The sequence below is a fragment of the Pantoea sp. RSPAM1 genome, from assembly GCF_038816185.1.
In the GTDB taxonomy this organism is placed as follows: domain Bacteria; phylum Pseudomonadota; class Gammaproteobacteria; order Enterobacterales; family Enterobacteriaceae; genus Pantoea; species Pantoea ananatis.
Genome location: NZ_CP046137.1, coordinates 2,314,517 through 2,334,987 on the forward strand (window position 1 = coordinate 2,314,517; position 20,471 = coordinate 2,334,987).

Consider the following 20,471-nt stretch of genomic DNA (forward strand, 5'->3'; position numbering starts at 1 on the left):
ATACAGGTATTAGATCAGGCAGTTTCAACATCTTTAATGGCAAAACGGGCAATATTGTCTTCGGTGATAGCCTCGCCCTTTAACTCTTTGGTGATTTTCCCTTCGCGCATCACCAGTACACGATCGGAGATACGAATGATTTCCGTCATTTCAGATGAGACAACAATAATGGCTTTACCTGCCTTCGCCAGTCGTTCAATTAAATTATAAATTTCTGACTTGGCACCAATATCAATGCCGCGCGTGGGTTCATCGAATAAGAAGACTTTTGCATCAGCAGCTACCCAGCGTCCGATAATGACTTTTTGTTGATTACCGCCACTGAGCGTACCGATGGTTTTTTCGATATCCATAGGACGCAGTTTAAGATCGCTCATCACCTCGTTTGCTGCCCTGTTTAACCGCTGTTTATTGATCACGCCGCCCAGGGTGAACTGACGCATGGACGGCAGCGCCATATTCATTTTCACCGGGCGGGCTTTAATGATGCCCTCTTTTTTACGATCTTCCGGCACCAGACCAATCCCCGCTTTTATAGCAGCGCTGATATTATGGTTTGGAACGGAATACCCATTGACCTTCACCGTGCCGCTGCTGCGCCTGTCGATACCGGCAATCAGCTTGAGCAACTCAGTACGTCCTGCGCCTACCAGCCCCGCAATGCCCAACACTTCCCCGGCGTTGACGCTAAAATTAGCGGGCGATATTTCATTGCCACGCGCCAGATTTTCGACGCGTAATACTTCCTGAGCGGTGACAAAGGCGTTGTGATCGAGCCGTTCTATTTTGCGCCCGACCATTTTAGCCACGATGCTTTCTTCATCTTCATCGCAGATGTTCACCACCCCAACCTGTTTGCCATCGCGCATGATCGTCGCCCGGTCACAGACTCTGAAAATCTCGTTCATCTTATGTGATACGTAGATTAAAGAGACGCCCAGCGATTTGAGATCGGCGATCAGTTCAGCCAGCCGGTCAAACTCGCGCGGCGTCAGACTGGACGTCGGCTCATCCATCGCGATGATTTTGGCGTCATCCAGCAACGCCCGGGCTATTTCAACAATCTGCTGCTGCGAAACCTTAAGATGTTTAATCGGGCTGTTGGGATCGATCGTGGGATCGAGCCGTTTCAGAATCAGCGCGGCACGCGACAGCTGGGCATTTTTATCCACCCACCAGCCTTTTGCTTTGGTCAGTGGGCGGCCCAGAAACATATTCTGCGCGACCGAGAGCTCTGGAACATGCTGCAGTTCCTGATGGATCATCGCGATCCCCGCATGACGCGCGCTGAGTGGATTTTTCATCTGCACCGTCTCGCCGTTGACGCTGATTTCGCCACTGTCCGCGCCGCGCACGCCGGAGAGAATGTTTAACAGTGTAGATTTCCCCGCGCCATTCTCACCGATCAAGGCATGCACTTCACCGGGCTTCACAAAAAAGTCGACATTTTGTAAAGCCGCGGCGCTGCCGTAGGTTTTATTGATGCCACGCATCATTAAACGATACTGTTCCATACGCTCTCCGCCAGGCTTACTGTTTAGCTAACAGTTGACGCAGCTTATCCATGTCCTTGGTTGAAAATGCATCCGCATTCTCTTTGGTGATCAGCGCCTGCGGTGTGGAGACCACGCGCGAGATTTTCTGGCCGTTAATCAAACGCAGGACCACATCCATCGCCACTTCACCCGTCAGCACCGGGAAGCTGTCCACGGTACCGGTCAGTTCGCCGCGCTTGATGGAGGCATAGGCATCAGAGATCCCATCCGTTCCGAATACGGCCACCTGCTTGGCTTTGTCCATGGAGCGTACCGCTTCCACCACGCCCAGCGCCATCGTGTCGTTATTGGCATAAAAGCCGATCAGGTCAGGATGCTGTTGCAGGATAGTGCTCGCCGCATTAAAGGCCTGCTCACGACTCCAGTTGGCCGGTACGCTGGCCACCACATTGAATTTACCGTTGGCCTTGAGCGTTTCTTTGAAGCCGCTGGTGCGCTGACCGGCAGCATAGACGCCAGGCTGTCCTTCAATCACCGCAACCTTGCCGCCCTGAGGATGGTGCTCGATAAACCATTTCGCTACGCGCACGCCGTTGTCTTTCTGGACATTACCGACGTAGTGTTCCGCATTCGGCATAACCGCGTCGTTGACGTTCACGACCGGGATTTTTTTACTGTTGGCGCTTTCCAGTGCAGGCTCAAGGTTAATATCGGTTTGCGGAGAGACCAGCAGGCCGTTATAGCCCTGAGAAATCAGGGTTTCGGCAATCGACAACTGGCCCAGTTGATCGTCTTCATTTGCTGCGGCCTGATAAGCCACGGTGATGCCATATTTTTTGGCGGCGTTCTGGTAGCCTTCGCCCAGCAAACGCCAGTATTCATTGGTCAGGGTTTTGGATACGCCACCGATTTTGAGCGATTTATCGACTTTAGGCATCGCGCCATAGCGACTGTCGAGCGTTGACCAGTCGGTGCGGTCCTGTTCCGTATCGGACTTGAGCGGAGCCAGATCGGCGGCATACACGCTGGCACACAAGAGCGACGAAGCGATAACGGCGAGTAAACGTTTTTTCATTTTTTCAGCCTTTTATTCTGCGTTTGTAGGGTAAGAAATTGCTGTTCTGCAGCCGGCGTCGTGCGTTAACGCGCCAGCATAATGTCGTTAACGATTTGCTGTGAGGCGACCGCATCCTGACGGCTGATCGCTTCTGCCAGCGCCGGATTATCATTAAGCTGGTCGCAAAGCTTGAGTAGTCGCGTCACGGTGGCAATGTTGGTTTCGGCTTCACGTACCGGATCCAGTCCGCTGGCATCCGGGAAGGTGTCAAAATAGTAGGCGCCCTGATAACCATCACGCTGCATCTGCCACAGAAACTCCAACGTGGCGCGCGGGTTAACCGATGCCGCCATCAGTCCGTCATCACGTTTGCCCCAGCCGTCGTTTAAATCCAGCCCCAGCAGCCGGGAACGACGCGCCACCATGGCCGCCGCCCATGCAGGAATTTCATTGGCGAACAGGACATGGGCAAAATCCAGCGTGATGCCGAGATTCGGGCTTCCGGCCTCTTCGACGGCCAGCAGGCAGGTGGTCACGTTGGGAAAAATGCTGTAGGCACGCGGCTCGTTGGGTTTGTATTCAATGCTCACATCCACGTCCGGCGCATAGTCGGCGATTTCACGCACCGCGCTGACGGCGTCTTCCCAGATTTTTTTGTAATCGACCTGGAAGCAGTAGTCGAAACCGTCCTGGCCCATCCATAACGTCATTAAGCGGGAGCCAAATTCCCGTCCGGTATCGATTCCCCGCTTGGTCAGGTCAATCGCCTCACGGCGAATTTTCGGATCCGGATGGGTGAATGCGCCAATTTTGAACTGAGGTGCATCCCACCGCATTTGCATACCGTTGACCGCCAGCCCGGCATCCTCAATAGCCTGGCGCAGCGTTTTGCTGTCACTGGTGAGGTGCTGGGGATAGTTGAGATCCAAATGCGTTAAACCTTTAACCGTGCCCGCGCGCGCAACCATTTGGAGTACAGAGGGCTTGCCCTGCAAATCTGGCCAGTAGAGATGTGCCCCCGAAGCAAAGGAGTTAAGACGAGTAGCAAACTTTAAATCTGACATGAGGCTCAATCCTTAATAACAGGGTTGTAATGTACTTTCCTTTTTCACAACTAACTGTGAAGTTATATTAGAATTTACGCTTCTTGCGTGAACACGCAATCCTTGTTTTCGCCGAAATAACCAAAATGCGAGAGCGGTCACGAATTAATTACCAAGGGCAACGACCTGCGGGGCCGTCAGCAAAACGTTGACGACTGCGCCAGGTCCGGAATGGCCGGCAGCAGTAAAGGGAAAAACCTGGGAGGATTGGCCGATGCAATGGCCAGATATGCGCTACGCTTACTCCATGCATTACCCTTATAAAAATGGAGACTATTTCGATGAGTCATGATGAGCGTAAACCCACCACAACCGATGCCGGTATTCCGGTGGCCAGCGATGAGCATTCCCTTTCCGTCGGTCCCGATGGCCCCCTGGTGCTTCACGACCATTACCTGATTGAGCAGATGGCCAACTTCAACCGGGAACGCATTCCCGAGCGGCAGCCTCATGCAAAAGGAAGCGGCGCATTTGGTTTTTTTGAAGTGACTGAAGATGTGAGTCGCTACACCAAAGCCAACGTTTTTCAGCCGGGCACCAAAACTGACGTGGTGATGCGTTTTTCAACGGTGGCTGGCGAACGCGGCAGCCCCGATACCTGGCGCGATCCGCGCGGATTTTCCATTAAGTTTTACACCCGCGAAGGCAACTACGACATGGTGGGCAACAACACACCGGTGTTCTTTATTCGCGATCCCATGAAGTTTCAGCACTTTATTCGCTCGCAAAAGCGCCGCGCCGATAACAATCTGCGTGACAACGATATGCAGTGGGATTTCTGGACGCTGTCACCCGAATCCTCGCATCAGGTCACCTGGCTGATGGGCGACCGCGGGATTCCTAAGAACTGGCGTCATATGAATGGGTATTCCAGCCACACTTATATGTGGGTCAATGAACAGGGTGAAAAGTTCTGGGTGAAATACCATTTTCATACCGACCAGGGCATTGAATACCTGACGCAGGAGCAAGCCGATAAACTGGCAGGCGAAGATGGCGATTACCATACGCGTGACCTGTTTATGTCGATCAAAAACGGCCAGTTCCCGAGCTGGACCCTGTACATGCAGATCATGCCGTTTGCTGAGGCTGACAGCTATCGTTTCAATCCTTTCGATTTGACCAAGGTGTGGCCGCACAGTGATTATCCGCTGATTAAAGTCGGCAAGCTGACGCTGAACCGCAATCCAACGGACAACCATGCGCAAATTGAACAAGCCGCATTTGAACCGAATAATCTGGTCCCCGGCATCGGGCTCAGCCCGGATAAGATGCTGATGGGTCGCGTGTTTGCCTATGCCGACGCCCATCGCGCACGGCTCGGGGTGAACTATAAACAAATCCCGGTTAATGCCCCGCAGTCGCCGGTGAACAGCTACAGCAAAGACGGGGCGATGCGGATGAATCCGGTATCCGACCCGGTTTACGCTCCCAACAGCAAAGGCGGCCCGGTGGCAGACGGCGACCGCTATCCCACCGACTCGGTCTGGTCAGCCAGCGGCGACATGGTTCGTGCCCCTTACTCGCTGCGTCAGGACGATGACGACGTGGGCCAGGCAAATACCCTGATCAACAAGGTGATGGATGATGCCGCGCGCGACAGGCTCGTCAACAACGTTAGCGGTCATCTGCTGAACGGGGTTGAAGAGCCGGTGCTTTCGCGAGCTTTCCAGTACTGGCGCAACATAGACCAAACCATTGGCGATCGTATCGCCAGCAAGGTGCAGGAAGCACGCGCTAAGCGATAACCCGCCCATCTGACGGTGGCGTAAGCCACCGTTACTCTTTTGCGCAAACGCGCCTAGCCATGTCTGGCACAAAACTGCTCAATATCTCCTGACTGAAAATCGGCGAGGTTAGCCATGATTTTTTCCAGCGGCCAGTTCCACCAGGCAATCTGCTGTAGCCGGGTTGCAATCGCCGGATGAAAACGAACGCGGATCGGTTTAGCCGGCACGCCACCCACGACGGTATAGGGCGCCACATCTTTGGTCACCACCGCACCTGCCGCCAGCACCGCACCATCGCCTACCGTCACGCCAGGCAGGACAATCACTCCATGACCTATCCAGACATCGTTGCCAATGATCACCCGGTCTTCCCGACGGGCGTTGAAAAAACCGTGGTCGCGCGTGGCCGTCGCATCGTAATACTCCGGACAATAGGTAAAGCGGTGTTGCGACGCCCGATCCATCGGATGGTTAGGTGCACCGATGCGTACCTGATTGGCAATGGCGGTGAAGCGGCCTATTGCGCTGTCTGCGATGCAGCAGTGTTCACCGACGTAAGAGAAGTCGCCAAGTGTGCTGTATTCAAGGTAACTGTGCGCCAGAATTTCACACTGGGAGCCAATCTGGGTTTCGCGCATACGTACGCTGGCGTCAATTTCGGTCTGCTGAAGTTTGGCGGGTTTGACAATGGCAAGTGACATGAAAAGACTCCCGGAACTGGTCTGATGTCTGGATAAGTTGTGCCTTTCAGGCACCCGATTGCCGCGCCACTGTAGCCGGGAAAGATGACAGGCAATTGACAACGAAAAAGGCGGAGTGGTTAGCTCCGCCTTGGTCAAAGTTCCGGTTAATATGCATGACCGGTCAGTTGCATAAGGGCAACGATGATCTGCAAGATGATCCGGATGATTTCCAGAATCAGCTTCGTCAGTTCCATCACTTTCCTTCTCCCGCAACAGGAGCGCGCTGTTCAGCAACCAGGGCCTTACCGTTACCCGCCAGGTGCCTAAGCACAACTTTGTGGAGAGGGCTGAGCGGCACTCGGGGTTTAAGCCACAGGTCAGCACCACCTGTTACCTGCCGGGATTTGCATTACCGAGCTCCCCTGGAAGCAATCAGTTAACCCTGAGGCGATACCCAACACTCAACACATGTATAAATATACAGTAATTCCGCTAAACTTGAAGTCTTGCGCAGCCCTCTTTACAATCAATTTGTGGAGAGTGCTGAGCACCTCGTTCGCCACCCGGTTACCCGCCGGGCAACGAACGCATAAAAAAAGGATTTGGCGTAATGCCAAATCCTTTTTTGTGCGTGCAGTTTAGCCTTAGTTCGCCGAACTCACCCGCCAGATCGTATCACCGGCGTCATCCGCAATGATCAGACCGCCCTGTTTGTCGCTGGCCAGACCGACCGGTAAGCCACGCACCTGTTTCTCGTCTTCGGTTAAGAAGCCGGATACCACGGTTTGCGGTTGCCCTACCGGTTTACCGTTCTCAAACTTCACCCAAATCACTTTATAACCGTTGAGGGGTTTGCGATTCCAGCTGCCGTGCTCACTGATAAACGCGCCCCCCCGATACTGCGGCATGTTCTCAGCGCCATAGAACAGCAGTCCGAGCGGTGCGACATGCGAACTCAGCGCATAGTCCGGCTTAATCGCCTTTTCAACCAGGTCCGGCCGCTGTGGCTGCGCCCGCACGTCAACATGCTGGCCGAAATAGCTGTAAGGCCAGCCATAGAAGCCGTTCTCTTTAACCGAGGTAAGGTAATCGGGCACCAGGTCAGAGCCGATTTCATCACGCTCATTAATCACCGCCCATAGCTGCTTCGTCTGGGGTTCCCAGTCAAGACCGGTGGGATTGCGCAGCCCGCTGGCGTAGATCCGGCTGGCGCCGCTGGCGGCATCCACTTCCAGAATCGCGGCGCGGCGATATTCGGCACCCATGCCGTTCTCGGTAATGTTGCTGTTGGAACCGACGCCGACATAAAGCTTGCTGCCGTCCGGGCTGGCCAACAGCGCTTTCGTCCAGTGGTGGTTAATGGGCCCGCCGGGTAACTCGGTGACCCACTGGGGCGCGGTGCGAATTTCGGTTTGCCCTTCGCTGTAGGGGAATTTCACCAGACTGTCTGCGTTAGCCACGTACAGCGTGTTTCCCACCAGCTGCATACCAAAGGGGGCACTCAGGTTTTCAATAAAGCGATGCTGTTCCCATTTACCGTTTACGTTGCGCAGCAGCGTGATGCGGTTGCCGCCCTTGCCCCCTTTGCCCGAAGCATTTTTGACCAGCCCGGTGATCAGCTCTTTGGGCTTGGTGGTCGGTTTTGGCATACCGTTAGATTCGGCGATCAGGATGTCGTTATTCGGCAGAACATACACCTGACGTGGATGCTGAAGATGGTCGGCAATCTTTTCAATTTTCAGCCCCTGCGCCACCGTTGGCTTTTCGCCGTTCTTCCAGGGTACGCCTTCCGGTACCTGCATAGGCGGCACCATAAAGTTTTTGGCTTCCGGTAACTCGGGATTGGCACCGATTTGCTTTTGCGGATCGATCGTCGCCCCGGTATCGCACCCCGCCAGCAGGGCCATCACCGTCAGCGCAATAAGGGATTGTTGCGGCATGTTCATTATGGCTTCTCCTTAAGCAGTACGTTGACGTAGCGCAAGTTGCACGTTCGCCAGCAGCAGCAGTATCACGACCAGGGTCGACAGAAGCGTCGCCGTTGGCACCACGGCATACGCATCACGGCTGTGAATAAAGGCATTGGCAATAGCCAGAATGATGGCGACCAGAGAGAGCCAGAAATGGGTTTTCTCAGGCGCAGTGCTGCCGCGGAACATATAAATCAGACTGATTATTCTGGGCAGAATGGCAATCACAAGGCCAATGGCGATTAACCAGCTGGCACTGATTGACCAGAGAATGATAAAGGTTTTCATATAGATGATATCGAACAGCCAGGCCGCCACGAAAAAGCCAAGCGGTACAGGCTCCAGAAGAGCATACAGCGTCACGGCGACGGCCGAACGTCCAGAGGTATTGCGCATGTTTTTCTCCATTTTCAATAATATTACAGCTCAAGCACAGCGCATTACTTTCCCATAACGCCGTTAACCTGCCTGTAAAATATTAGTAAACCTGAAGAAAAATGACGGTTTTAATTCATATTATTACTGATTTAACCTGACCCGCACCGCTGTCCGAAGGCGATGAGAGAAAACGCCCCGGATAATCGGCCCTAATCGCCTGTTCTACGGTATCGCGCCCGAACAGCCTGTAGCGGTTGAGCGCGATAGCGTTGTAGAAAACATTACTGATGGGGTCGGGAAACGCGCGCAGGACGCTCAGCGCTCGCCACGGCAGCGGCAACTGCTGCATCACCCGCAGCACCGCCTGGGCACGCAGCCAATGACCCTCGCTACGGATATAGACGATCGTAGTGATATGATGCTCAGGCAGGCCAGCCCATTTCAGCAGCCTTTTGCCCTGTTCACTTTGCACGGACGCAAAACGAACCTGCCGCGCCAGCCGATGGCGCAGCAGAAAACGCACCCAGCCCGTACAGAGTTTGCATACGCCATCATAAAGCACGACGCTCTCGCCCGCTTGCAGACAGGGTGGCTGTGACATGCTGCTCTTCCTCTGTTTCATCCTCAACAGAAGCAGTATAGCCTGCCCACCTCAGATGTTGAGCCAGCCACTGGCCCACCGCGTGCTCGTCAATGGCACTGGCATTGACTTTCAACAGCGGCCCCAGCGCCATCGGCTGCGCCTCCTCCGCCAGGCGACGCAGCTCGGGAAGGTACTCGGCGCCCGGATGGCCCGGCATGCGCTGCGTGAGCCGTGACTGATAGCGCGCGACGGCGGCGTCCGGTGCTATCTGCATCCAGACCTCCAGCACCTCGCTCACGCCAGCCTGCTTTAATCCCTGCTCCAGTACGCTTTTAGGCTGAAACCCAAACCAGGCATCGATCAGAAAGACGCAATCAGCCGGCGACTGAGCGACAATGTTCCAGATGGCCTGATACGCTGCGCAGCCCAATTGCCGGTTACGCTGGCGGTCGACCGGCGCAAAGCTGGACATAAAAGGTTCCTTCAGGCTGTCCAGCGTGAGAACCGGCAGGGAAAAACGCCGTGACAGCGCACGGGCCAGCGTGCTTTTGCCTGAGGCGGGAATGCCGTTTACCAACACCACCCGCTTGAAGACGGTTTCACTGGTCATAGGATCTCCATCACTTGCGCGACGCTGCTGGCCTGACGTAACCTGACCAACGTTTCTTCATCCTCCAGCAGGGTGACAATCGCGCGAATCCCCTCTTCTATGTGGGCATTACTGTCACGGGCGCCGAACATGATCACAATATCCGCCTTGTCGCTACCGTCAAACGAGACCGGCTCCGCAAGCAGTACCATGCTGAAGCAGTCGCGAATCACGCCCGTTTCCGGGCGGGCATGCGGGATGGCGATACCTTCTTCAAACACGTAATAGGCACCGTGAGTCAGCGTATTCTCGATAACCGCCTGAGGGTAAGAGGCCTGAATATAGCCGCCCTCCACCAGCGGCCTGGCCGCCATGGCGATAACCTGCTGCCAGTCCCTGGCGGCAATACCTACCTGAACAGCATTGGCTTCCTGTAATAACTGTTTAATGGTCATTACTGCTCCTTAAACTGATTTACGCACCAGATTGCGTAATTCATCAATTTTCACAAAAAGAGGATCAATGTCATCCCGGTAAAGGCGACTTTTCGCAAACAATGATAATGCACGGTTATATTCCAGCATTAATTGTTTTTGCGTTTCAGTGTCGCCTGAATTTGCTGCCAGCTTCGCTTCCAGCACCGTTATTTTTTGACTGACCTGCTCAGCCTGACGATCGCGTTCTGCATCCTCTGAGGCCGTATTTTCCACTTTCTTTTTCATGAATCCAAACATAGCGTCTCCTGCCCCGAAAAGCGCCAGGGCACTTCAGGTTTATTCACGTCGGATAATAAAAGTGCTTAACGGAACAGCTGCATTTTTTCTACTAATACATTGGTCACTGCATTATTCGCAGGCACGAGGAAATTACGCACGCTGTCGTTAACTTTGCCTTTTTCAAACGTTGCCTTGCATTGGGCGACCCACTGCACATTCATTTCCGTTCCCACGTTCACTTTTTCGATACCGCTGCCCACCGCCAGGCGCATGTCGTCATCACTGACCCCGGTACCACCGTGCAGAACCAGCGGCGTAGCCGTGGCGGCCGTAATCTCCGCCAGCCGTTGATGCTGAATATGGGCTTTGCCAGTGTAGAGCCCGTGAACCGTGCCGATGGAAATAGCCAGCATATCCACGCCGGTTTCATTCACAAAACGTCTGGCATCCTCTACCGTGGTGAACGCAATATCGCTCATTTCCACACATTTGCCGTCTTCAGAGCCGCCAATGGCGCCCAACTCCGCTTCCACAGAGACATTTACGGGGCGGGCCATATCAATCACCCTGCGGGTATTCGCAATATTCTCATCAAGCGGTAAATGTGACCCGTCATACATGACTGAACTAAATCCGGCTTGAATTGCCGTCTGAATCGCGTCTAAATCGGAACAGTGATCCAGATGCAAACAGGTCGGAATATTTTTACTCTTTGACAGCGATTTAATTGCATCAACCAGTAATTCATGCCCCAGGTATTTCGCTGTGCCGGTTGAAATTTGAATCATTAATGGGCTGTTGGTATTTTCGGCGGCTTTAAAAAAAGCCGGTAACATTTCCAGGCAGTGTAAATTAAATGACCCTACCGCTTTAAATTGGCGCTCTTTGGCAATTTTCAGCAATTCGGTAAAGTTATAAAGTTTCATGCACGTTTTCCTCACGGGGTTTAGTGGATTTTCCGTTAACAAACCAGGCGATAGCGGTAACAAAAGCAATGAACACGGCAACGAACAGCCAGTTATTCTGGAAAGCATGTCCCAACACCAGGCCGGTACTGATGACGTCGGAATCGCTGAAGGTCACGCCGGTAAAGCCATAGCTTTCCAGCATCGGCACCAGAATGGCGGGCAGGAAGGTGATAAACAGGCCGTGGACGAATCCGCCGATCATCGCCCCGCGCCGTCCGCCCAGCGCGTTACCGAACACGCCTGCCGTTCCGCCGGCAAAAAAGTTAGTCAGCAGACCGGGCAGAATCATCGCCAGACCAAACATTGGGAAAACCAGCATCCCCACCACAGAGCCTAGCGTTGTCGCAAGAAAGCCGACAATGACCGCGTTTGGCGCATAAGGGAACATAACGGGACAGTCGAGGGCGGGTTTCGCATCCGGCACCAGTCGCATGGCAATACCGCGGAAAGCCGGCACCAGTTCATTCAGCAGCAGTCGCACGCCGCTATAGAGCACAAACACGCCTGCCACAAACTGGATGGATTGCATAAAGGCATACATCAGATAGTTGGTGCCGCTGCTGTACTGGGCGATAAAAGCCGGGCCTGCCGCCACGGCAGGAATCAGGTACATCGGCACCATCACCACCGCCATGGACAGATAGGTGTCCTGCAGAAACTTAAAGTTATCGGGCAGCTTTAAGTCTTCCGTCGAACGTGAGCCTTTTCCGACCACCTTCGCCACTGCCGCTGTGAGCAGGTAACCAATGGTGCAGAAGTGACCGAGCGCGACATCATCCGAGTCGGTGATACGACGCACCACCGGCTGCGCCAGCGCTGGCATCACAACCGCCATCACGCCGCCAAAAATACCGCCGGTTAAAATGAGCGGTAATCCGGTAAGGCCGGCTTTATAGCCGATAACCGCGCCAATGGTGGCCATCCACAGTAGCGCCTGGCCGGTCAGGAAGATGTATTTGAACGGGGTCAGGCGGGCAATAATGATGTTGACGATGAAGATCACCAGCAGCGTCATGGCCACTTCCGATCCCAGCTCGCGGTTTGCCAGTCCGGCAATGGCCGCCACGTCGGTGATGTAGCCCTGCATCCCAAAACCGTGAGTGAAGATGCTGTTAAGGAAGGTAAGCGCGCCCACGATGATGTTGATGCCGGCCATCATGATTAAGAACCCCAACAGGGTTTTAAACGTGCCTTCTACCACCTTGCCGGCAGATTTTTTTTGCAGGACCAGTCCGATGAGCGCAATAAACGCGATCAGAATGGATGCCTGCCCCAGTAAGTCTTTAACCAGAAAATTAATTACACTATTCATGATTAGCAACCTTCACATTACGCTCTTTTAAGAAAGCCACGATTTTTTGCTCAATTTCAGCTTTATCGGTGAGTTTATTTAATATAATTACGCGTTTGATCTGTTCTGGTGTGGCGTCGGCATTTAAGACATCCGCAAAGGCTTTTTGCGTCAGGATCATGTCGGATTTAAATGCGTTAGCTTCTGAAATCGTGGTGTGATCGATGTCGGCGTCAATTTCCAGTTTTTTTAAAACGGCTTTCGCACTCATTTCGATAGCGAAACTTGACCCCAGGCCACAACCACAGACACATAAAATTTTCAGCATGTTTTCTCCTCACAATATATGCAGTTGTTTAGCGAGTTTATAATGATGCCCTTCTGTATCGACCAGGCGTTTTTTCATGCTTATTAAGTCAATCGGAATAGGCTTATTACTGCCGTTAATAATTACGGCTTTATTGCGCATTCCGGATTGAATACAACGAACCACTTCACTTGCCATAATGGTGCCCTGATAAATTTCCTCACAGGTGGGATCGCCATTTCGCAGTCCATAGCCGACGATCGTTTTGCGAATGCGCACGCCGATCAAGGGTTCTAGCTGCTTAATTAATGTGTCAATCGCCCCCTGAAAGCCCGGTGAATATTCCCGTGTGTAACCTTCTGAGCAGAGGATTACCACGCTGTTTTGTTCGCTGAGGCGCGCGGTGATGCGTTCTGCCAGCACGTTTGTGGGGATCTGGCATTCCGGGATCAGCGCAAAGTCGGCGTTGGATTTGAGCGCTGACTGGAGCGTCAATTCGCCACAGTAGCCGCCGAGCAGTTCCACCATAAATACCCGGCCCGGTAATGCCCGACCGGTGTTTCTGAGCTTTGCCACCTCTTTTAATACCTGCTCACAGGCGGTGGAAAAGCCCACGGTGTAATCACTGCCGTAGACATCGTTGTCAATCGTCATGCCGATGCCAAAACAGTTCACACCAAATTCACTGAGCGTATGCAGAAATTGCAGCGATCCGTCGCCTCCCGCCAGAATTAATACATCGATGCGTAATGCTTTTAACTGCCGGGCGATTGTTTCGTATTCGCTACGAATTAATTTTCGCGCGGTTCGGCCTGACTGCATTACCGGAAGAGAGGTAATGGAAAAATCCACTAAATCGCGCTGAGAAATTTCCTGGCAGACATTATCCAGCAAGCCTGGAATGCCGCCGTTAAATAATATCATCTCCGCCTGCGTCATCCTGGCTATCTGGAAAATGAAATTATTAATGCCGGTGACGTCGCCGCCGCTAATGACCATTCCGATTCTCATCCTGACATCCTTCTGGCTTAATGCGTCTGAAGCTATTGTTTCGGGATATCAGCCTGGTATTTGCAAGTGAGATCACAAAAACGAGAGGAATTTATGTAGGCAATATATTGACAACCCTTCGAACCAGCTTATTTATGTGAAACAAATCACATTTACAGATTCAGGAAAAGCGATTAGCTTCACGTTATAAAACAACAGGTTAAATATAGAGATCGGAATAACTTTTCTGTCAATCCGGCGCCACGCCGTTGCCAAAAAAATCTCGATGTGAATTTGTGATTCTGACCTCATTTTTTTAGGTTCGGCAGGCGATTTATTATTTCCGAAACAGACAATGCTGTGGTGAATCCGCAGGAACACCTTGATGAGATGCATTTTTTAGCACAGGGCAAAAGTGTGCAGAGGGGGGAGTGAATGGACGACGAATAGCGCTTAGCCTGGCCAGCGGCGGCGGAATCTGCTGAAAAAAAACCCGACACCTGGGTGCCGGGCCGGAAAATAACGGAATTTACCTGGCGTAAGCTTCCGTAGAAATTGTCAGTGTTACATCATCGCTGACTGCGGGGACATATTTGTCCAGTTTGAAGTCAGAACGCTTAATGGTACCGGTGGCGTCAAAACCAATCGCCTGCTTCTTGACCATCGGATGCTCACCCTGCTTATTCAGCGTGGCATGGAGCGTCACAGGTTTGGTAATGCCTTTCAGAGTGAGGTTACCTTCAACATCAAATTTGTTATCGCCTTTGGCAATGACTTTGGTGCTGCGGAAGGTTGCACTGGGATATTTCGCCACGTCGAAATACTCCGCGCCTTTGAACTCCTTGGTCAGGGCAGGAACATGGCTGTCGATTTTGCTAACCGGTAACGTGACGTCAACGCGCGACTGTTCGGGCTTACTGCTGTCAAAAACCAGAGAACCTGTCGTGTCTGGAATGTCAGCAGTCGGATGGGAGAAGCCGAAGTGCTCCCAACTTACCACAACAGAGGTATGTTGCGGGTCGAGTTGATAATGCATAGCTTCGGCCTGAGAAACCGGAACATAGAGTGCAGCAGCTGCGAGCAGTGGCAGCGTGAAACGTTTTACATTCTTCACTTTTACTTCCTTATTTTATGACATCAACTTGAGTCTGAGCCATATACGCAGGAAGTAAAAGTGAACAGATTTGGCGTAAACAATCAAAATTATTCAGCAATATCAGTGTGTGATTATTCTAGTTCTTACCTTTAGCATACAGGACCTGCCAGCGGTGCCGATCGGTCAGTAACTGTTGCTGTACCTGCTTCACCTCTCCCTCAGTGAGTGCGGCTATCCTCTCCGCCTCCAGGTTTGGCAACCCATTCGACTGGCGTAACGCCACGCCACGTACATCTTCTTTCACCTGCAAAAGCGGCGTTTTGAGCAGGTCGATTTCCTGCTGGTCAATGTAGATCGCTATGTCACGCAGAAAGTCTTCGCAGTATTGGATCAGGGTCGATGCCGGACAATCCGGTGACTGAAGCGCAAAGAGAAGACCATCACTATCCGTACTGCGATGGTAGCGGCAACTGACGACGTAGCCGATCGGCTGTTCTACCCGGTAGCGCTGATAAAAGCGCGGCTCACAGACCAGCGCCAGCGCGCGAAGTGCGGCCAGCTGCTGCGGGTCGCCCAGCGGAATAAACAGCAGAACGGCACTGTCATCGCTGGGATGGGGAATGCAGGTTTCACCGCCTACGCAGCGGTAATCAGGGCGCGCGGGGGAATTCACCGTCAGTACACTCAACTGCCGGGACAGGCGCCGATGCTGTTCGGCATTGCCCCCGAGCAGGACGGCACGCCAGCATTGCGGATTGAGTGACGTCGCCAGCCGGTGAGGCAGCTGGCGCAGCAGTTCGCGTATCGCAATGCCCGGTATCACCGGCGTGGATACGCTGTGTGTCTGCTCCAGGCATTGTACAAGCTGCCCCAGTGCCGCACTGAGCAGCGTATTGTCTGACGGCAGGCGCAGAGTGAGTTGCCAGACGCCCTGAACCTCACGCCACTCTCCGCTGCCGGCAAAATGCCGCAGCACCGCGAACACGGGGCGTAACTCAGGCTCGCAGGCCGCGCCGGCTGCCCATGTTGTATAAAGTTCAGGACGCAGCACCAGCGTGCCCTGCGTCTCATCCGGATTGATATGGGGTAACACGGCCTGGCCGGTCGGCTCTGCATGCAGCGGCAAGGGATTCGGCTGCGGATAAAATGTCCACCTGACGGGCGGGCAATTCATCACAGGTGTTTGCCAGTCTGTCAGTGACAGGTCATAACCCTGAACCCTGTGCGCTTCACCTTTAACATCGGCGGCGCACATCAGCGTGGTCGCCGCGGCGGCGTGCATTTCGTTCAGTAAGGCGTCCAGGTCAGGACAGTCGCCAACGGCCGCAAAGCCCAGCGCGCGCGCCTGAAGTTGCAGCAGGGGCGACTGTGCGGCCAGGCGCTGCTGCGCCAGCTGCCAGTAGTGCTGCCGCTGCACCGGCGTGGTATGGCGCAGCGCCTCAAGAAAGGACGCGATCAGGGGTGGAACAGCGGCCGGCGCCTCCGTGACGAACGTGATCGCCAGCCACATGTCCGCGTCTGACTGATAAAGCCATTTCACGTCAGGCTGACTGGCCCGCGTGCGTGCAAATAGCGTTTCCACCAGCCCGCCAGGGGCATCATCAAGGAAAAACTCGCGCAATAAAGTGACGCCGTCACGAAATTGCGTGGGTAAAATCCAGCTTTGCCAGAATGCTGACGGCCCTTCCTGCTGTAACGCCAGCGCCCTGTTGGGCGAGAGCGTTATCGGGGCATCGGGCCGCCTGGCACTGTTGTGTGGCTGAAACGCAGCGGCAAACGCCTTCGCCAACGCGGTGAGCGCTTCCAGCGACTGTGGGCCCTGCAGCCACAGCGTCATGGTGTCGGAGTGAAAGAAGCGCTGGTGAAAAGACCGCAGCGCCGCCTGCAAATCAGTGACACTGTCACCGAAAGACATCCTGTTCCCGACATGGAAGCGTTTAAACTGCGCCGGAGACGTCACTGGCGTAAACATGGCGGCTTGCGCGCGGGCCGCAGCATGGCGCTGCAGCAGGCGGTACTCTGCATCAATCACCGCGATTTCCTGGCTGATGGCCTCGCGGGTCAGGCTCGGCGCACTCAGCATATCCTGCAGGCGCAGTAGGCCTTCACTAAAGTTGTCGGGGGTGACCTCAAAAAACCAGGCGCTTTCGCGTGCCTGGGTGGTAGCATTCACCTGCCCGCCGTTCGCCTGAACCCAACTCATCAGCCGCCCGTCATGCGGCCAGCGCTGACTGCCGGTAAAAAGCAGGTGCTCCAGCAAATGCGCGAGTCCAGGCCAGCGCTCTGGCTCGTCATGGCTGCCTGCCGCCACTTTAACCAGCGCCGCCGCCTGGGTGGCGTCCGGCTGGTGGCACAGCGTCACGTTCAGTCCATTGAGTTGCAGGCAGCGTGAATGCATTACAGAATCCGCGTTTTATAGATCAGCTGAGAATTGCTGCGATTGCGGAACTGAAGCTGACCAATTTTAATGTCGCTGCAGTCGGCTTCGCGGCGGGCATCAAGGATTTTGCCATGGTGCGGCGATTTGCTGCAGACCGGATCGGCATTATCTGCATCGCCGGAAAGCATAAAGGCCTGACAGCGACAGCCGCCAAAATCTTTCTCTTTTTCGTCACAGGAGCGACAGGGTTCCGGCATCCAGTCATAGCCGCGATAGCGGTTGAAGCCAAACGAGTGGTACCAGATATCCTCCAGGCGCTGTTCAAGCACAGAGGGAAAAGCCACCGGCAGCTGGCGTGCGCTGTGGCACGGAAGCGCGGTGCCTTCGGGCGTGACGCTCAGGAAGATCGCACCCCAACCGCCCATGCAGGGCTTGGGACGTTCTTCATAATAGTCAGGCGTCACGAACAGCAGATTGGTGAGGCTACCGCTGTCGCTCATGCGCGCACGGTACTGATTCACGATGCCTTCGGCCCGGGCGATCTGCTCACGGGTAGGTAGCAATCCCTCACGGTTTAACTGTGCCCAGCCGTAAAACTGACAGGTCGCCAGCTCCACATCATCGGCTTCAAGCTCGATGCACAGGTCGATAATCTTATCGATCTGATCGATATTGTGACGATGCAGCACGAAGTTCAGCACCATGGGATAGCCGTGGGCTTTGACCGCGCGCGCCATCTCCAGCTTCTGCTGAAACGCCTTCTTAGAGCCGGCCAGCGCCGCGTTAAGGGTTTCATCACTGGCCTGGAAACTGATCTGAATATGATCCAGTCCGGCGTCGCTGAAAGCCTCAAGCTTTTTCTCCGTCAGGCCAATCCCGGAGGTGATCAGGTTGGTATAAAAACCCAAGTCACGTGCCGCTTTGATCAGGTCAGGCAGGTCTTTGCGCGTCAACGGCTCCCCGCCGGAAAAGCCAAGCTGAACGCTGCCCATGGCGCGTGCCTGGCGAAAGACGTCGATCCACTGTTCAGTGCTCAGCTCTTTTTCCTGCTGGGCAAAATCCAGTGGATTTGAGCAGTACGGGCACTGGAGCGGACAGCGGTACGTCAGCTCTGCCAGCAGCCACAGGGGCGGATTGACGCCAGGTTTATGCTGGTTCACGAAACTGTATCCACTTCTGTTCATAGGCTGACTGCAGGAATTCTTTGACATCCTCGCCCACACCGCCGGCCTCGGGGAAACGCGCATCCAGAATGGCAATGATCGCGGCGATATCCTGCTTGCCGTCAACCAGCTCCAGAATGACGGCGGCGGTTTCATTGAGTTTCGCCATGCCTTCCGGATAAAGCACGACGTGGCTGTCCTGCGCCGCTTCCCATTGCATACGGTAGCCCCGGCGAAAGGCGGCAATTGTGTGTTCGTTCATCGTTATACCAGTCGGGTTGTGTGCCAGGCCGCTTTATCCGTCACGCTGTGATAAGGCGGGCGTTGAAGTTCGTAAGCCATGGTCATGGCATCCAGCATTGTCCAAAGAATGTCCAGCTTGAACTGCAGGATCTCCAGCATGCGGTTCTGTTTTTCCGCGGTGTCGCAAAACGCCAGCGCCAGCGCCAGGCCGTGCTCCACGTCGCGGTTGGCCTGGCTCAGGCGGCTACGGAAATAGAAGTAACCTTCTTCTTTGATCCACGGATAGTGCTGCGGCCAGCTGTCGAGCCGCGACTGATGAATCTGAGGCGCAAACAGCTCGGTCAGCGAACTGCAGGCCGCTTCCTGCCAGTTCGCGCGACGGGCAAAACTGACATAGGCATCAACCGCAAACCGGACGCCCGGCAGGACATGCTGCTCCGAGACCAGTTCATCCCGGCTTAAGCCCACCGCTTCACCCAGGCGTAACCAGGCCTCAATGCCGCCATCTTCGCCCTGGCTACCATCATGATCCAGGATGCGTTGCACCCATTTACGTCGGGTTGCCGGATCAGGGCAGTTGGCCATGATCGCCGCGTCTTTGAGCGGAATGCTGGTCTGGTAGTAAAAGCGATTCGCCACCCATCCCTGAATCTGCTCCGGCGTGGCCTGACCGTTATGCATCGCAATATGGTACGGGTGATGAATATGGTAGTAGGCGCCTTTATCACGCAGCGCCTGTTCAAAGGCCTGCGGCGACAGGGTTTCCGTAATCAGCATCGTTTAGTCCTGAAGATGTATCGCCATCCCGTCGTGACTCACCTCAATGCCCTGTTGTGTCAGGTACTGCCGCTGAGGTGACTGTTCGTTGAGAACGGGATTCGTGTTGTTAATATGGATTAAAATCTTTCGTTTTGCTGGCAGACGGGCGAGCAGTGCCATCAGCCCCTGCTCTTCGGCCAGCGCCAGGTGGCCCATGGCCTTGCCGGTATTTTTCCCCACGCCCGCGGTCAGTAATTCATCATCCTGCCATACCGTACCATCAATCAGCAGGCAGTCGGCCTGCTCAAGCCAGGGCAGGATCACTGCATCCGGCTCCCCGAGCCCCGGGGCATACAGGAGCGTCTGGCCGTTGGCGCGGTTTTCAATAAACAGCGCGACGTTGTGGCCCGGTAACGGACGGTCACGGTAAGGTGAATACGGCGGCGCATTACTGAGGATCGGGATAGCGGTAAACTGGAGATCCGGACACACGTCCACGTTAAACGGCGTTAAGGGACGAATGGGCCGGTGTTGAAGGCCGCCATTCCAGTGTTTCAGCATGGTAAACACCGGAAAACCGGTTGTCAGATCGTCATGCACTTCAGGTGTACACCACACCTGATGCGGACAGCCTTCACGCAGGCTGAGCAGCCCGGTGGTGTGGTCAATCTGACTGTCGGTAAGAATAATGCCGCCGATCGCGGTCCCGCGCAGAACGCCCTTTTTCACTAATTCAGGCGTATGCAGTATTTGCTGGCTGATATCAGGTGAGGCATTGCAGAGCACCCAGTCTTCACCGTTATCACTGATGATGATGGAGGACTGGGTGCGCGGGCTGGCCTGCAGGGTCCCGTTACGCACACCATCACAGTTGGGGCAGTTGCAGTTCCACTGAGGGAATCCGCCGCCTGCAGCCGATCCAAGGACTTTAATAAACATGAAAGGAACCAGGTGTTGAAACAAAATGCC

21 protein-coding genes are annotated in these 20,471 nt (G+C 54.3%); 1 reads left to right on the forward strand and 20 read right to left on the reverse strand.

Annotation, left to right across the window (positions count from 1 at the left end; translation table 11 throughout):
- Positions 1–14 precede the first annotated feature (14 nt).
- From GKC68_RS11340 to GKC68_RS11350, 3 genes are all read right to left on the reverse strand, one after another.
- Positions 15–1,514, reverse strand: coding sequence for a sugar ABC transporter ATP-binding protein (locus GKC68_RS11340; RefSeq protein WP_342656865.1), 1,500 nt, complete (start codon positions 1,512–1,514; stop codon positions 15–17).
- A 16-nt stretch (positions 1,515–1,530) separates the two neighbouring features.
- Positions 1,531–2,571 carry a substrate-binding domain-containing protein gene (locus GKC68_RS11345; protein WP_028724342.1) on the reverse strand — a complete coding sequence of 347 codons (1,041 nt, stop codon included), beginning with the start codon at positions 2,569–2,571 and terminating at the stop codon, positions 1,531–1,533.
- Positions 2,572–2,636: 65 nt separating this feature from the next.
- A complete protein-coding gene (locus GKC68_RS11350; RefSeq protein ID WP_047715165.1) occupies positions 2,637–3,617 on the reverse strand; it encodes a TIM barrel protein in 981 nt (326 codons plus the stop codon).
- Between the two features lie 320 nt (positions 3,618–3,937).
- On the opposite strand from GKC68_RS11350, the gene GKC68_RS11355 reads away from it, so the two are divergent.
- Positions 3,938–5,404, forward strand: coding sequence for a catalase (locus GKC68_RS11355; RefSeq protein WP_028724344.1), 1,467 nt, complete (start codon positions 3,938–3,940; stop codon positions 5,402–5,404).
- Between the two features lie 53 nt (positions 5,405–5,457).
- On the opposite strand, the gene GKC68_RS11360 is transcribed toward GKC68_RS11355, so the two are convergent.
- The 17 genes from GKC68_RS11360 to pqqB form a co-directional block, all read right to left on the reverse strand.
- Complete coding sequence (locus GKC68_RS11360) at positions 5,458–6,087, reverse strand: DapH/DapD/GlmU-related protein (RefSeq protein ID WP_272844381.1); 630 nt, start codon at positions 6,085–6,087, stop codon at positions 5,458–5,460.
- 626 nt (positions 6,088–6,713) lie between these two features.
- On the reverse strand, positions 6,714–8,015 hold the full coding sequence (locus GKC68_RS11365) for a sorbosone dehydrogenase family protein (RefSeq protein ID WP_028724346.1): 1,302 nt from the start codon (positions 8,013–8,015) through the stop codon (positions 6,714–6,716).
- Between the two features lie 12 nt (positions 8,016–8,027).
- The gene (locus GKC68_RS11370) at positions 8,028–8,435 is read right to left on the reverse strand and encodes a hypothetical protein (RefSeq protein ID WP_028724347.1); all 408 of its coding nucleotides are present in this window, start codon (positions 8,433–8,435) and stop codon (positions 8,028–8,030) included.
- A 115-nt stretch (positions 8,436–8,550) separates the two neighbouring features.
- Positions 8,551–9,018 carry a DCC1-like thiol-disulfide oxidoreductase family protein gene (locus GKC68_RS11375; protein WP_110145658.1) on the reverse strand — a complete coding sequence of 156 codons (468 nt, stop codon included), beginning with the start codon at positions 9,016–9,018 and terminating at the stop codon, positions 8,551–8,553.
- Positions 8,969–9,610, reverse strand: coding sequence for a hypothetical protein (locus tag GKC68_RS11380; protein WP_028724349.1), 642 nt, complete (start codon positions 9,608–9,610; stop codon positions 8,969–8,971). The genes GKC68_RS11375 and GKC68_RS11380 overlap by 50 nt, the downstream gene beginning before the upstream one ends.
- Positions 9,607–10,044 carry a PTS sugar transporter subunit IIA gene (locus GKC68_RS11385; RefSeq protein ID WP_342656145.1) on the reverse strand — a complete coding sequence of 146 codons (438 nt, stop codon included), beginning with the start codon at positions 10,042–10,044 and terminating at the stop codon, positions 9,607–9,609. Before GKC68_RS11385 ends, GKC68_RS11380 begins: the two co-directional genes overlap by 4 nt.
- A 9-nt stretch (positions 10,045–10,053) precedes the next feature.
- Entirely contained in the window at positions 10,054–10,323 is a 270-nt protein-coding gene (locus tag GKC68_RS11390) for a hypothetical protein (protein WP_028724351.1), read from the reverse strand.
- A gap of 65 nt (positions 10,324–10,388) precedes the next feature.
- Complete coding sequence (locus GKC68_RS11395) at positions 10,389–11,231, reverse strand: class II fructose-bisphosphate aldolase (RefSeq protein ID WP_028724352.1); 843 nt, start codon at positions 11,229–11,231, stop codon at positions 10,389–10,391.
- On the reverse strand, positions 11,218–12,585 hold the full coding sequence (locus tag GKC68_RS11400) for a PTS sugar transporter subunit IIC (RefSeq protein ID WP_014593681.1): 1,368 nt from the start codon (positions 12,583–12,585) through the stop codon (positions 11,218–11,220). The genes GKC68_RS11395 and GKC68_RS11400 overlap by 14 nt, the downstream gene beginning before the upstream one ends.
- Positions 12,578–12,892 carry a PTS sugar transporter subunit IIB gene (locus tag GKC68_RS11405; protein WP_013025738.1) on the reverse strand — a complete coding sequence of 105 codons (315 nt, stop codon included), beginning with the start codon at positions 12,890–12,892 and terminating at the stop codon, positions 12,578–12,580. The genes GKC68_RS11400 and GKC68_RS11405 overlap by 8 nt, the downstream gene beginning before the upstream one ends.
- A 9-nt stretch (positions 12,893–12,901) precedes the next feature.
- A complete protein-coding gene (locus tag GKC68_RS11410; protein WP_028724353.1) occupies positions 12,902–13,882 on the reverse strand; it encodes a 6-phosphofructokinase in 981 nt (326 codons plus the stop codon).
- Positions 13,883–14,390: 508 nt separating this feature from the next.
- Positions 14,391–14,975: a YceI family protein gene (locus GKC68_RS11415; RefSeq protein WP_028724355.1), complete on the reverse strand. Its 585-nt coding sequence runs from the start codon at positions 14,973–14,975 to the stop codon at positions 14,391–14,393.
- A 118-nt stretch (positions 14,976–15,093) separates the two neighbouring features.
- Complete coding sequence (pqqF, locus tag GKC68_RS11420) at positions 15,094–17,355, reverse strand: pyrroloquinoline quinone biosynthesis protein PqqF (protein WP_342656146.1); 2,262 nt, start codon at positions 17,353–17,355, stop codon at positions 15,094–15,096.
- Positions 17,355–18,497: a pyrroloquinoline quinone biosynthesis protein PqqE gene (pqqE, locus tag GKC68_RS11425; protein ID WP_342656147.1), complete on the reverse strand. Its 1,143-nt coding sequence runs from the start codon at positions 18,495–18,497 to the stop codon at positions 17,355–17,357. The genes pqqF and pqqE overlap by 1 nt, the downstream gene beginning before the upstream one ends.
- Positions 18,484–18,762 (reverse strand): pyrroloquinoline quinone biosynthesis peptide chaperone PqqD, encoded by a 279-nt coding sequence (pqqD, locus tag GKC68_RS11430; RefSeq protein ID WP_028724358.1) that lies wholly within the window; start codon positions 18,760–18,762, stop codon positions 18,484–18,486. Before pqqD ends, pqqE begins: the two co-directional genes overlap by 14 nt.
- 2 nt (positions 18,763–18,764) lie before the next feature.
- A complete protein-coding gene (gene pqqC, locus GKC68_RS11435; protein WP_013025732.1) occupies positions 18,765–19,520 on the reverse strand; it encodes a pyrroloquinoline-quinone synthase PqqC in 756 nt (251 codons plus the stop codon).
- A gap of 3 nt (positions 19,521–19,523) precedes the next feature.
- Positions 19,524–20,441, reverse strand: coding sequence for a pyrroloquinoline quinone biosynthesis protein PqqB (gene pqqB / locus GKC68_RS11440; protein ID WP_014593676.1), 918 nt, complete (start codon positions 20,439–20,441; stop codon positions 19,524–19,526).
- Positions 20,442–20,471 lie beyond the last annotated feature (30 nt).